The organism is Stenotrophomonas sp. SXG-1 (genome assembly GCF_014083965.1).
Lineage (GTDB): Bacteria > Pseudomonadota > Gammaproteobacteria > Xanthomonadales > Xanthomonadaceae > Stenotrophomonas > Stenotrophomonas geniculata.
This window is the reverse complement of the sequence record NZ_CP046588.1, coordinates 4,154,845-4,167,204: the sequence shown is the minus strand read 5'-3', so window position 1 is coordinate 4,167,204 and position 12,360 is coordinate 4,154,845. Positions and strand designations below refer to the sequence as shown.

General features: G+C 65.7%; 11 protein-coding genes. 6 read left to right on the top strand and 5 right to left on the bottom strand.

The genetic code is table 11. The features are described from left to right. Nucleotide 1 precedes the first annotated feature (1 nt). On the bottom strand, nucleotides 2–1,069 hold the full coding sequence (locus GOC52_RS19030) for an alpha-ketoacid dehydrogenase subunit beta (RefSeq protein WP_019338598.1): 1,068 nt from the start codon (nucleotides 1,067–1,069) through the stop codon (nucleotides 2–4). Further along, nucleotides 1,062–2,144, bottom strand: a complete 1,083-nt coding sequence (gene pdhA, locus GOC52_RS19025; RefSeq protein ID WP_019338597.1) for a pyruvate dehydrogenase (acetyl-transferring) E1 component subunit alpha — start codon at nucleotides 2,142–2,144, stop codon at nucleotides 1,062–1,064. Before pdhA ends, GOC52_RS19030 begins: the two co-directional genes overlap by 8 nt. Before the next feature lie 336 nt (nucleotides 2,145–2,480). On the opposite strand from pdhA, the gene GOC52_RS19020 reads away from it, so the two are divergent. From GOC52_RS19020 to GOC52_RS19005, 4 genes are all read left to right on the top strand, one after another. Continuing rightward, nucleotides 2,481–3,356, top strand: coding sequence for a tryptophan 2,3-dioxygenase (locus GOC52_RS19020; protein ID WP_019338596.1), 876 nt, complete (start codon nucleotides 2,481–2,483; stop codon nucleotides 3,354–3,356). A 181-nt stretch (nucleotides 3,357–3,537) separates the two neighbouring features. Further along, complete coding sequence (locus GOC52_RS19015) at nucleotides 3,538–5,037, top strand: peptide MFS transporter (RefSeq protein WP_043399407.1); 1,500 nt, start codon at nucleotides 3,538–3,540, stop codon at nucleotides 5,035–5,037. A gap of 19 nt (nucleotides 5,038–5,056) precedes the next feature. Beyond that, a complete protein-coding gene (locus GOC52_RS19010; protein WP_049411763.1) occupies nucleotides 5,057–5,662 on the top strand; it encodes a thioredoxin family protein in 606 nt (201 codons plus the stop codon). Nucleotides 5,663–5,863: 201 nt separating this feature from the next. After that, the gene (locus GOC52_RS19005; protein WP_099559892.1) at nucleotides 5,864–7,003 is read left to right on the top strand and encodes a hypothetical protein; all 1,140 of its coding nucleotides are present in this window, start codon (nucleotides 5,864–5,866) and stop codon (nucleotides 7,001–7,003) included. A gap of 31 nt (nucleotides 7,004–7,034) precedes the next feature. Here GOC52_RS19005 and GOC52_RS19000 read toward each other — a convergent pair whose 3' ends face one another. Beyond that, a complete protein-coding gene (locus tag GOC52_RS19000; protein ID WP_191850140.1) occupies nucleotides 7,035–8,090 on the bottom strand; it encodes a PDDEXK nuclease domain-containing protein in 1,056 nt (351 codons plus the stop codon). 379 nt (nucleotides 8,091–8,469) lie between these two features. Beyond that, nucleotides 8,470–8,964: a MarR family winged helix-turn-helix transcriptional regulator gene (locus GOC52_RS18995; RefSeq protein WP_050815698.1), complete on the bottom strand. Its 495-nt coding sequence runs from the start codon at nucleotides 8,962–8,964 to the stop codon at nucleotides 8,470–8,472. Nucleotides 8,965–9,093: 129 nt separating this feature from the next. Between GOC52_RS18995 and hppD the strand changes: the two genes are divergently transcribed. Together hppD and hmgA are read left to right on the top strand one after the other, a co-directional pair. Beyond that, a complete protein-coding gene (hppD, locus tag GOC52_RS18990) occupies nucleotides 9,094–10,206 on the top strand; it encodes a 4-hydroxyphenylpyruvate dioxygenase (protein ID WP_191850138.1) in 1,113 nt (370 codons plus the stop codon). 102 nt (nucleotides 10,207–10,308) lie between these two features. Next, nucleotides 10,309–11,616 (top strand): homogentisate 1,2-dioxygenase, encoded by a 1,308-nt coding sequence (hmgA, locus tag GOC52_RS18985; RefSeq protein WP_010482677.1) that lies wholly within the window; start codon nucleotides 10,309–10,311, stop codon nucleotides 11,614–11,616. A 203-nt stretch (nucleotides 11,617–11,819) separates the two neighbouring features. On the opposite strand, the gene GOC52_RS18980 is transcribed toward hmgA, so the two are convergent. Continuing rightward, nucleotides 11,820–12,356 (bottom strand): hypothetical protein, encoded by a 537-nt coding sequence (locus GOC52_RS18980; protein WP_191850136.1) that lies wholly within the window; start codon nucleotides 12,354–12,356, stop codon nucleotides 11,820–11,822. Between the last annotated feature and the right edge of the window lie 4 nt (nucleotides 12,357–12,360).

Here is a 12,360-nt window from a genome sequence, read left to right as displayed (position 1 = left end):
GTCAGCCGGCCGCCACCGCGCGCTTGGCTGCCGCCACGATCCGCTCAACGCTCGGCAGGTACTTCATTTCCAGGCGGAACAGCGGAATGTGGGTGTCGTAGCCAGTAACGCGTTCGACCGGGGCCAGCAGGTCGTAGATCGATTCCTCGGCCAGGCGCGCGGCGATCTCGGCGCCGAAGCCCGCGGTCTTCGGGGCCTCCTGCACGATCACGCAGCGGCCGGTCTTGGCCACCGATTCGGCGATGGTGGCGAAGTCCAGCGGGCGCAGCGTGGCCACGTCGATGACTTCGGCACTGATGCCTTCGCCGGCCAGCTTGTCAGCCGCTTCCAGTGCTTCCTTCACCTGCGCGCCCCAGGTCACCAGGGTCACGTCGGTGCCATCGCGCAGCACGAAGCAGACGTCCAGCGGCAAGGCTTCGCCGTCGTTGACGACCACTTCCTTGTACTGGCGGTAGATGCGCTTGGGCTCCATGTAGATCACCGGATCCGGTTCGCGGATCGCGGCCAGCAGCAGGCCGTACGCACGCTGCGGCGACGACGGCAGCACCACGCGCAGGCCCGGCACGTTGGTGAAGATCGCCTCGTTGGCTTCGCTGTGGTGTTCCGGCGCGCGGATGCCACCGCCCCACGGCACGCGCAGCACCATCGGGCAGTGCAGGCGGCCACGGGTACGGTAGCGCAGGCGTGCGGCGTGGCAGACGATATGGTCGACCATCGGGTACATGAAGCCATCGAACTGGGCTTCTGCCACCGGCTTCATACCCTGCGCGGCCAGGCCGATGGTCAGGCCGGCGATGGTGGTTTCATCCAGCGGGGTGTCGAGGATGCGTTCGGAACCGAAGCGCTGCTGCAGGCCGGCGGTGGCGCGGAACACGCCGCCGTTGACGCCCACGTCCTCGCCCAGCACCAGCACCGACGGGTCGTGCTCCAGCTCCCAGGCCAGCGCCTGAGTGATGGCTTCGATGAGGGTGATCGGCGTGGTGGTCATGCTCTCTTCTCCGCGCGCGACAGCAGCGCTGTCGGCGGCGTTGGTGTGCGCGCCGGGCGCGCCGTTCTTGATCTCATCCATGGCGCTTCTCCAGGGCGATCGCCTGGGCACGCTGGGCCAGCAGGTCCGGCGGCGGATCGGCATACAGGAAGTCGAACATCGCCTCGACCGGCTGCACCGGCGTGTTGAGGTACAGGTTCACTTCCTCGTCCACGCGCGTGCCGCACTCGGCAACCCAGGCGGTTTCCTCTTCTTCGCTCCACACACCGGCGTTGATCAGGTACTTGCGCAGGCGCAGCATCGGCTCGCGCTGCCAGGCATCCTTCACCTCGGCGTCGTCACGGTAGCGGCGCGCGTCATCGGCGGTGGTGTGGTCGGACAGGCGGTAGGTCATCAGTTCCAGCACGGTGCCACCGTCGCCGGCCAGCGCACGCTCGCGTGCCTGCTCCATCGCCGCCAGCACGGCGATCAGGTCGTTGCCGTCCACCTGCAGGCAGTGCAGGCCGCCGGCCAGGCCCTTCTGCGCCAGCGTTTCGGCACCGGTCTGGGCCGAGCGCGGGACCGAGATGGCCCAGCCGTTGTTGACGATGCACAGGATCAGCGGCAGCTTGTAGGCGCCGGCCGAATTCAGTGCCGCGTAGAAGTCGGTCTTGGAGCTGCCGCCGTCGCCGCACACGGCCACCGCGATCTGCGGTTCCTTGTTGAGCTTGAACTTCAGCGCGGCGCCCGCGGCATGCAGGCACTGGGTGGAGATCGGCACGCAGAACGGGAAGTCCTTGGCCGCGTTGCCGCCGTAATCGTTGCCGCGTTCGTCGCCGCCCCAGTACATCAGCACGTCGTGCGGGCGCACGCCACGCATGAACATCGCGCCATACTCGCGGTACGAAGGCGCGAATACGTCGTCCTTCTGCATCGCTGCGCCGATGCCCACGTGCGCCGCTTCGTGGCCCAGGCAGGCGGCATAGGTGCCCAGCTTGCCGGTGCGCTGCAGCGCGATGGATTTGCTGTCGAACGTACGTACGAACAGCATCTGCTTGAACAGCGGTACCAGGACCTTGGGGTCGCGCAGCGACGCGGGCAGGTCATCGCGGACGAGCTTGCCGTCCGCGTCCAGGTACTGCAGGTATTCGATCTTGAATTCAGCGGCAACCGTCATTGCGTACTGCACCTTCGACAGAGAAGTTACAAATGATATGAATCGCCATGTTAAGGAACGCGTACGGAATAGCCTTCCTGCGCCGCAACACGGCAACGCCCTGTTTTACCCCTGCCGGCGGGTGGGGGGCCAATAACAACAACGTATTCAGTCGTTGCTGCAAAGCATCAGAATACGCCTCTGGCTGACTGCTGGCGCAACGACCCGATCGGTTCCACGCGCAGGCCCCGCATCGGCCAATGCTCCACGGGGCACCGCACGCCCCGGTATGGACGGCGCGGCTGCCCGCGCGGCTGGCAACGCGCTACCCTTGCCGCCCCCGATCTGGCCGCAACCATGTCCGTCGACAACAACCAACGCGATCTCGAAGCCGGCATCCACACCGACCTGCAGGGGCGCCTGACCTACGGCGGCTACCTGCGGCTGGACCAGCTGCTCAGCGCGCAGCAGCCGCTGTCCAACCCGCCGCACCACGACGAGATGCTCTTCATCATCCAGCACCAGACCTCGGAGCTGTGGCTGAAGCTGCTGGGCCACGAACTGCGTGCCGCAATCGGCTTCCTGCAGCGCGATGAAGTCTGGCAGTGCCGCAAGGTGCTGGCGCGCAGCAAGCAGGTGCTGCGCCAGCTGACCGAGCAGTGGTCGGTGCTGGAAACGCTCACTCCGTCCGAGTACATGGGCTTCCGCGACGTGCTGGGCCCGTCCTCGGGTTTCCAGTCGCTGCAGTACCGCTACATCGAGTTCCTGCTGGGCAACAAGAACGCGCAGATGCTGCAGGTGTTCGAGCACGATGCGGCCGGACAGGCGCAGCTGCGCACCGTGTTGGAGGCGCCCAGCCTGTACGAGGAGTTCCTGAAGTACCTGGCCCGCTTCGGCCACGCCGTACCGGCCGTGTATGAAAACCACGACTGGACCCAGCCGCATGTGGCCGACGACGCACTGCAGCCGGTCTTCGAACGCATCTACCAGGACACCGACCGCTACTGGCGCGAGTACGCGCTGTGCGAGGACCTGGTGGACCTGGAGACCGCCTTCCAGCTATGGCGATTCCGACACATGCGCACCGTGATGCGGGTGATCGGCTTCAAGCGCGGCACCGGCGGCTCGTCCGGGGTGGGCTTCCTGGCCAAGGCGCTGGAACTGACCTTCTTCCCCGAGCTGTTCCAGGTGCGTACCAGCCTGCAGGCCGGGCCCCCGTCAGCGCAGGGCTGATCCGTATTCAGCTTGGATCCCGGCCACTGGCTGGATCGTTTCAGATGCAAGTTCAGCGAGCAGGCTGGCACCTGCCTCAAACGGCGTGTATTTGACGTGAACGCCAGAAGTCGGTGATCCTCGCGCGTTGCTCCAACTGCACAGCGGACGTGCTCGTCATCCACCGAACCAGGAAACCCGCATGAGCGTAAACGCCACTGCGAACACCCCAGAGCCGGCGCTGCCGGACTTCAAGACCACGCTGGGCCACCCGCGCCCGTTGTGGATGCTGTTCATGACCGAGTTCTGGGAGCGCTTTGCGTTCTATGGCATCCGCTGGGCCTTGGTGCTGTACATCGTTGCCCAGTTCTACAACGGCAGCGCTGCCGGTGAAGGCGACGCCAGCCGCATCTACGGCGCCTACCTGGCCCTGGTGTATGCCGCAGCCATCTTCGGTGGCTACGTGGCTGACCGGGTACTGGGCTATCAGCGATCGATCCTGACCGGCGCGATCATCATGGCCGCCGGCCTGTTCATGATCTCGCTGCCGCAGGAGCACATCTTCAAGCTCGGCCTGGCCACGATCATCGTCGGCAATGGCCTGTTCAAGCCGAACATCTCGACCATGGTCGGCAAGCTGTACGGCCTGAAGGACGAGCGCCGCGATTCGGGCTTCACCATCTTCTACATGGGCATCAACATTGGCGCGATGATCGCCCCGGTGCTGACCGAGTACCTGGCCCGCAAGGTCTTCGGTACCGATGCCATGCCGTCCTACAAGGTCGTGTTCATCGCTTCGGGCGTGGGCATGCTGATCTCGCTGGTGTGGTTCTACATCGGTCGCGCCGGCCTGAAGGGCATCGGTGCACCGCCGGCCGGCGCTGAAGGCTTCGGCCGCATCATCATGGTGCTGGCCGGTGCCGTGGTCGCCATCCCGGTCGCGTACTTCCTGCTGGCCACCGGCGCCACCGCGCTGGCCTGGATCCTGGGTGCGATGTTCACCGCGCTGGCCATCCTGCTGCTGGTCGAGGGCATCCGCGAGGGCAAGGTGCAGCGCGACCGCGTGATCGCCATGCTGATCATCTTCGCCTTCAACGTGATGTTCTGGATGTTCTTCGAACAGGCCGGCAGCTCGTTCACCTTCCTGGCCGAGAACATCGTCAACCGCCAGTTCGGTGAATGGACGTTCCCGACCGCGTGGTTCCAGTCGGTCAACTCGGTGGCCATCATCACCCTGGCCCCGATCATCGCCTGGATCTGGGTGGCCATGGGCCGCGCCAATCCGTCCATCCCGCGCAAGTTCGGCCTGGGCCTGCTGTTCAATGGCGCCGCCTTCGCCCTGCTGATGTACGCGCTGTCGCAGATGGTCGTGGACGGCAAGATCCCGTTCTGGACCCTGTTCATGGTCTACGTCATCCAGTCCGTGGGTGAGCTGTGCCTGTCGCCGATCGGCCTGTCGATGGTGACCAAGCTGGCCCCGGTGCGCCTGGTCGGCTTCGGCATGGGTGGCTGGTTCCTGTCCACCGGCATCGGCAACAACCTGTCGGGCATCTTCGCCGGCGTGGTCAGTGGTGAAGGCGGCATGACGGTCGAGTCGGCCCTGAAGGGGTATACCTTCGGGTTCTGGGCCCTGATCGGCTCCGGCGTGGTGCTGTTCCTGATCGCCCCGCTGATCAACAAGCTGATGCACGGCGTCAAGTAACGATGAGAGGGTAGAAGGCATGCGCATGAAGCTCGGTGGAGCAGTGGTGGTGGTCTGTGCGGCGCTGATCGGCGCCTGTTCCCAACCGCAACCGCCTGCCGCCGCCGAGCCTACGCAGCCGCTGGATACCCGACCCACCGAGCCACCGGTCGCTGACCCCAGCGAACCGGTGGCCTCGGGCAACACCCCGGTGGCGGCGGATATTGCCGCCATCGCCGGGCTCGGCGCGCAGTTCGACCCGGCCCGCAACCCCGCCGACGATCTGGCCACCGCCAAGGTGGAAGCCCAGCGCGGCAAGAAGCGCATCCTGCTCGAGGTCGGCAATGCCGCCTGCGATCGCTGCCGGGCGCTGGACGAGCTGGTGGAAGGCAACGGTGATCTGCGCCGCTTCCGCGATGCCCACTACGTGTGGGTAAAGGTCAACGCCAGCGACGAACAACCCAATACCGCTTTCTTCGCCCAGTTCCCGATGATGGAGCGCGACTACCCGTACCTGCTGGTGCTCGATGCCGATGGCGGACTGCTGGTGTCGCAGGCCACCGGCGAGCTGCGCAAGGGCGAAGCCTTCCAGCCCGCGCGCGTGACCGCGTTCCTCAAGCAGTGGGCACCTGACAAACCGGAATAGGGTAGTGCCGGTTGCTGGCCGGCATGCTCGGCAGGTGCCGACCGTTGGCCGGCACTGATGTCGGGTCGCATCCACGCATGGCGTGGATCTACTGTGGTTGCGGTCACATTCCCGAAATCGGCATCTCAATATCGCAACGCGCTCGCCGTTACCGGCAAGGACCTCAGTCGACACCCGTCGATGCAACCTACCGGAACGCCCATGCACAGCGACCACGCCGAACGACTGCCCGAACCTGCCAGTACTCTGGCCGAAGGCGAAGCAGGCGAGGGTGTGACCCTGCCGCCGCAGGAGGCGCTGCTGGATGACGCCGGTACCGGCGAGGACAGTGTTGAACTGGCCCCGCCGCGCCATCGCCTGCCGCAGATCGCGCTGCCCGACAACGTGGTGCTGAAGGGGGCGGTGCAGAAACTGGTCGAGCAGAAATCACGGCTCGATGCATTGGCCGCCGACGGCCAGCTGGCCGGGTTGCTGCCGCCGGAATGGCAGGGCCACGGCGTGCGTGCAATCGAGCTGTCCACCTTCATCCAGGGCGTGCTGCCGTTCCTGCAGCCAGGCGAGCGTGGCGAGACCGCGCCCGCGCGCCTGCCAGTGCGCCATGTGCTGGGGGACGACAGCCGCTGGGGACTGGACGATGTGCCCGAACCGAAATCGCTGGCCTGGTACCTGGCCAGTGATGAGCGCGCCACTGCGGGCAGCAAGGACGTCGCGGAGGCGTACCTGGTGGGGGCGCTGGGCCTGGCGTGGATGCAGGAAGGACGCAGCCGCCCCGGTTTCCTGCGTGCGATGGGCCAGGACAGTCTGGCGGCGCGAGTGACCATGCTCGGCTATCCGCCGGCCAACGAACTGGCGCTGTACAGCGTCACGGCGCACGGCCAGCCGCAGATCTGGTGCGTGCACGGCCGCCGCCGCATGCGTCCGTTGGTAGCGCCGTGGCTGAGCGTGCCGGTGCTGACCGCCTACGGCGTGCCGGCCCCGGTGGCGTGGCCGTCCAGCTTCCCGCCGGTGGAGGCCGTGGCCGAGCTGCTGGCCACCGCACGGCAGGGGCGCGCGCTGCCGGAAGTAGATCTGGCCAAGGCGGTGGCGAAGATCGCCGAAGATGCCGCATCCGATGCTTGGCAGCCGGTCAGCCTGCTGCAGCTCAACACCTGGTCGCCGCGTTGGCACTTCTTCCTGGGCACCTTCGTCGGCCTGCCGTCGCTGTTGCTCGTAGCTGCCGCGCTGGCGTTGCCGGGGGCAGTCGAAGCGGCCACGGTTTCCGCCTCGCTCGGCTTCGCCGGTGGTGCCATTGCCGCGCTGGCGGTGCCGTGGATCCATGCGCGCCGCAAGCATCTGAGCTGAGGCGTGGGCGCCATCCACGCACGGCGTGGATCTACAGGGAGCTGGGTGCCGCGGTCTGCAGCTGTTGCCTGGCCCGCTCCATGGCGGTCTGCAATCTTTGCTTGAGGACCTCACGAGAGGGCAAGGTGGTCAGGTATTCCGCAACATGGATGCCTGAGCGGTCCAGCTCCAGCAATTCGATCTGGCCGGCCTTCTTCCCTGTGCAGAGGATGATGCCCAACGGCGCCTGCTCGCCGTCCTCACGTTCGTAGCGGTCCAGCCATCGCAGATAGAGTTCCATCTGCCCTTTGTAGGCGGGCTTGAACTCGCCGATCTTCAGTTCGATGGCGATCAGCCTGCGCAGGCGGCGGTTGTAGAACAGCAGGTCCAGGTGGAAGTCATCACCGTCGATCTGGATGCGTTTCTGGCGGGCGACGAAACTGAAACCCGTGCCAAGTTCGAGCAGGAAGCCCTGCATCTCGCGAAGGATCGCGCTTTCAAGGTCCTGCTCATCCCAGCTGTCCTTCAGGCCAAGAAAATCCAGTACGTAGGGATCACGCAGTACCAGCCCTGGAGACAGCTGCTGGTTGCCGCGCAGTGCTGCCAACTCTTCGGCGATGGTCTGCTCGGGTTGACTGGAAAGCGCCGTGCGCTCGTCCAGCATCGAATCGATGCGCTGGCGCAATGTGCGCACGCTCCAGCCCTCGGTGGCGGCCATCTGCGCATAGAAGTCGCGCTTGAGCGGATCCGCCAGTGGGATCAGCGCGATGAAGTGGGTCCAGCTCAATTGTCGTATCAGCGATACGACAATCTGCTCATCTGCAAATGCAGTGGAGAACTGCACCATCCTGCGCAAGCTTTTCTCACCGAAGGAGGTACCGAACTTGGCGGACAGCGCCTTGGCTATCCGGGGGAAGAGGACCTCTCCGTAGCGCGCACGTCGCCCAGCCATCTGGTCCACATGGATGCGACGCCCGATTCGCCAGTACAACAGAGTGAGCTCGGTGTTGATGGTCCTGTGCATCCTGCTGCGCGCCGCGCAGATCAGCTCTCTGAGATCGGCCAGCAATTCCTGGCCATGCGGCAGCGTTGAACGCGAGTCATCCATGAGGGAGCCCGTCCGATGTGGATCCATGGCCGGGCTGATACCCGTTGAACGCTTACCGTCAGGCCGTACACACGGACAGTCCAATAGGAGAACTCACTGGAACAGCCCGTTTCGATACACCAGCCTCGCGGAAACGGGCCGTATCAGGCCAATGCGGAAATGCCGCCGGGCGAGGGCGACACTTCAGGACGGGTTCTGCGGGAAGTGAATGTGTCCGATGGCCTTGTTTGTGGCCGGCCCACAGCCCGCCAAAGAGCGGGTCCCGTCAGATCAAAGGTGGCGGACGACAATCGCCCAGCCGCTGTTCCGCTACCGGCCAGGGTCGGCTCCCGCGACTTGGGGCCCAAAACGGCTTGATCCCCACCGTCCCCTTTTTCTTTCAGACCCCTTCGCCCATCCGCTCCAGGCCGTCACCGGCCAGGCGAAGGATCAGCTTTTCCAGCACCTGCTCCTCCTCCTCGCTCAGCACCGACATCAGCTTGCGGGTGATCTCGATCACCATCGGCGCGATGGTCTCGTAGACCTCGAAGCCGGCTGCCGACAGCGCCAGCACCGAGCGGCGGCGGTCGTCGCCGTGGGTCTCGCGCTTGATGAAGCCGCGTTCCAGCAGGCGGGCCACAGCGCGGCTGACCGCCACCTTGTCCATCGCCGTGCGGTCGGAGACCTCGCTGGCCGAGGAGCCCGGGTACAACGCCAGGATGGTGATGACCCGCCATTCGGGAATCGCCAGACCGTAACGATCGCCGTATAGCTTGGCGATGTTGCCGCTGACCCGGTTGGACAGCACGCTCAGCCGGTACGGCAGGAACTGTTCCAGGTCGAGCAGGACGTGCGAGGCACGCAGGCGGGTCGAGGCGGGATCGGCGGGGCTCATGTTGCGGTGCACCTTGCTGGTGGTTTCAAGTGTAACTATAAGGGGTAGGTCCAGACCCTGCATTCTCGCCGGGTCCCTACCTGCCCGCACCTGGTTTGTACCGATGCGGTACCGATTCGGAGCCACGCCATGAATACCGCAGTCCCGACCGCCTCGCACCCCAACCCCGGCATGCAGGTCACCACCTTCGAGAACCCGATGGGCATCGACGGCTTCGAGTTCGTCGAATTCGCCGCCCCGGCCGGCCGTGGCCAGGAGCTGCACGAGTACTTCCGGAAGATGGGCTTCAGCGCGGTGCTCAAGCACAAGCAGCGTCCGATTACCGTCTATCGCCAGGGCGACGTCAACTTCCTGGTCAATGAAGACCCCGATTCGTTCGCCGCCGACTTCGCCGAGAAGCACGGTCCGTGCGCCTGCGGCTTCGCCATCCGCTTCAAGAAACCTGGTCAGGAGGTCTACCAGACCGCACTGGGCAACGGTGCCGAAGCCATTGCCTTCAAGCCGGACAGCAAGGCGGTCAGCGCCCCGGTCATCAAGGGCATCGGCGATTGCATGCTGTACCTGGTCGACCGCTACGGCGCGGCCGGCAGCATCTACGACGGCGACTACGAGCCGATCGCCGGTGCCGACCTGCACCCGGTGGGCTTCGGCCTGACCTTCATCGACCACCTGACCCACAACCTGTACTTCGGCAACATGCAGCAGTGGTCGGACTACTACGAGCGCCTGTTCAACTTCCGCGAGATCCGCTACTTCGACATCAAGGGCCTGAAGACCGGCCTGGTGTCCAAGGCGATGACCGCGCCGGACGGCATCGTGCGCATTCCGCTGAACGAATCGTCCGACCCGAAGAGCCAGATCAACGAGTACCTGGACGCGTACAAGGGCGAAGGCATCCAGCACATCGCCTGCTTCACCGAGAACATCTACGAGACCGTCGAAGCGATGCGCGCGCAGGGCGTGGATTTCCTCGACACGCCGGAGACCTACTTCGATGTGATCGACCAGCGCGTGCCGAACCACGGTGAAGACGTGCCGCGCCTGGCGAAGAACAAGATCCTCATCGATGCCGATCCGGAAACCCACCAGCGCAAGCTGCTGCAGATCTTCACCCAGAACTGCATCGGCCCGATCTTCTTCGAGATCATCCAGCGCAAGGGCAACGAAGGCTTCGGCGAAGGCAACTTCACCGCGCTGTTCGAGAGCATCGAACGCGACCAGATCCGCCGCGGCGTGCTGTAAGGTCATCGGTAGCGCCGGGCCAGTCCCGGCGCCTGCCCATCTGTGGAGCCGGGCCATGCTCGGCTGCTTTCCGTTCCGGTCTCGCCGTACCCAGGAGCCCCCATGTCCCCCGCCATCACCGCCCGCGGCTACCAGTCCGGCTTCGGCAACGAATTCGCCACCGAGGCCGTCGCCGGCGCGCTGCCGGTCGGGCAGAACTCGCCGCAGAAGGTGGCCCACGGCCTGTACGCCGAACAGTTGACCGGCACCGCCTTCACCGCGCCGCGTGGCAGCAATCGCCGCAGCTGGCTGTACCGGATCCGCCCGGCGGTGACCCATGGCGAGTTCACTCCATTTGCGCAGTCGCAGCTGCAGTGTGATTTCGGCGCACAGCCGGCCTCGCCGAACCAGCTGCGCTGGAGCCCCCTGCCGCTGCCGGAGCTGCCGACCGACTTTGTCGAAGGCCTGTACACGATGGGCGGCAACGGTTCGCCCGACGCGCATGCCGGCGTGGGCATCCACCTTTACGCTGCCAACCGCGACATGGTCGGCCGCTACTTCTACGACGCCGACGGTGAACTGCTGATCGTGCCGCAGCTGGGCGCGCTGCGCCTGCTGACCGAGCTGGGCGTGATCGAGATCGAGCCGCAGCAGATCGCGGTGATCCCGCGCGGCGTGCGCTTCCGCGTCGAACTGCCCGATGGCCCGAGCCGCGGCTACATCTGCGAGAACTACGGTGCGCTGCTGAAGCTGCCCGACCTAGGCCCGATCGGTTCCAACGGCCTGGCCAACCCGCGCGACTTCGAGACCCCGCATGCGGCGTTCGAGGATGTGGATGGCGACTTCGAACTGATCGCCAAGTTCGAAGGCCGCCTGTGGCGTGCGCCGATCGACCATTCGCCGCTGGACGTGGTGGCCTGGCACGGCAATTACGCGCCGTACCGCTACGACCTGCGTCGCTTCAACACCATCGGATCGATCAGCTACGACCACCCGGACCCGTCGATCTTCCTGGTGCTGCATTCGCCCAGCGACACGCCGGGAACCAGCAACATGGACTTCGCGATCTTCCCGCCGCGTTGGCTGGTGGCGCAGAACACGTTCCGCCCGCCGTGGTTCCACCGTAACATCGCCAGCGAGTTCATGGGCCTGGTGCATGGCGCCTACGACGCCAAGGCCGAAGGCTTCGTGCCCGGCGGTGCCTCGCTGCACAACTGCATGAGCGGCCACGGTCCGGATGCACCGACCTTCGACAAGGCGTCCAATGCCGATCTGTCCAAGGCCGATGTGATCAAGGACACGATGGCCTTCATGTTCGAGACCCGCGCAGTGATCCGCCCGACCGCACAGGCACTGGCCGCCGGCCATCGCCAGGGCGATTACCAGCAGTGCTGGAACGGCCTGCGTAACAACTTCCGGTCTTCCCGCTAGCTTGGTGGGTGCCGACCTTGGTCGGCACAGATCGTGATCGCATCCACGCATGGCGCGGATCTACCAACCACTGCCTCGGTGGGTGCCGACCGTTGGTCGGCATGGATCCTGATCGCATCCACGCATGGCGTGGATCTAGCGAAAGGCGGTCGTGATGCAGTAGGTCCACGCCATGCGTGGATGCTCTCCGCCGGAACTTGCGCTTACGCCACTTCGGCGAACGCCTCGCAGTGCTCCAACGGCAACGCCTCCAGCAGGCGCTGTCGCACGCGTTGGCAATAGCCCTCCGAGGTCAGCCCGGGCAGCATCTGCATCGCTGACTGCAGCCGCTGCAGCACCTCTTCTTCCGCACGCGCCTGCTGCAGGTCACGGAACAGTGCTGCCGCCTGCGGGTGGCGCTGCATCTCCAATATACCCAGCACGTAGATGCGCGCGGCCACCAGCGAGCGGCGACGTTCGATCGCGGGTGCAGCAGGTGTGGCTGCCGGCGGCGTGGGCACCGGCGTTGCCGCGGCTGCGGTCGACGGTGCCGGGGCTGTGGCGCCAGTGCCGGTGCTCAGGTATCCCGCCTGCACCAGCTGGATGACCATGGCCGGTGCTTCCTGGCCGAGCAGGCCGGTCAGGTCGGCAACGGTGCGCTGGCCGTCGCACAGGATCAGCAGCCGGCGCTGGCGCATGTCCAGCGGCGCGCGGTGGGCCTGCAGCGCGGTTCGGGCGAGATCGGTCTTGCGCGGTTGCATGGAA

Bases quoted from the DNA above. Each gene is read 5' to 3' on its own strand.
- GOC52_RS19030 (WP_019338598.1), bottom strand. From the start codon at position 1,069: ATGGATGAGATCAAGAACGGCGCGCCCGGCGCGCACACCAACGCCGCC.
- pdhA (WP_019338597.1), bottom strand. From the start codon at position 2,144: ATGACGGTTGCCGCTGAATTCAAGATCGAATACCTGCAGTACCTGGAC.
- GOC52_RS19020 (WP_019338596.1), top strand. From the start codon at position 2,481: ATGTCCGTCGACAACAACCAACGCGATCTCGAAGCCGGCATCCACACC.
- GOC52_RS19015 (WP_043399407.1), top strand. From the start codon at position 3,538: ATGAGCGTAAACGCCACTGCGAACACCCCAGAGCCGGCGCTGCCGGAC.
- GOC52_RS19010 (WP_049411763.1), top strand. From the start codon at position 5,057: ATGCGCATGAAGCTCGGTGGAGCAGTGGTGGTGGTCTGTGCGGCGCTG.
- GOC52_RS19005 (WP_099559892.1), top strand. From the start codon at position 5,864: ATGCACAGCGACCACGCCGAACGACTGCCCGAACCTGCCAGTACTCTG.
- GOC52_RS19000 (WP_191850140.1), bottom strand. From the start codon at position 8,090: ATGGATGACTCGCGTTCAACGCTGCCGCATGGCCAGGAATTGCTGGCC.
- GOC52_RS18995 (WP_050815698.1), bottom strand. From the start codon at position 8,964: ATGAGCCCCGCCGATCCCGCCTCGACCCGCCTGCGTGCCTCGCACGTC.
- hppD (WP_191850138.1), top strand. From the start codon at position 9,094: ATGAATACCGCAGTCCCGACCGCCTCGCACCCCAACCCCGGCATGCAG.
- hmgA (WP_010482677.1), top strand. From the start codon at position 10,309: ATGTCCCCCGCCATCACCGCCCGCGGCTACCAGTCCGGCTTCGGCAAC.
- GOC52_RS18980 (WP_191850136.1), bottom strand. From the start codon at position 12,356: ATGCAACCGCGCAAGACCGATCTCGCCCGAACCGCGCTGCAGGCCCAC.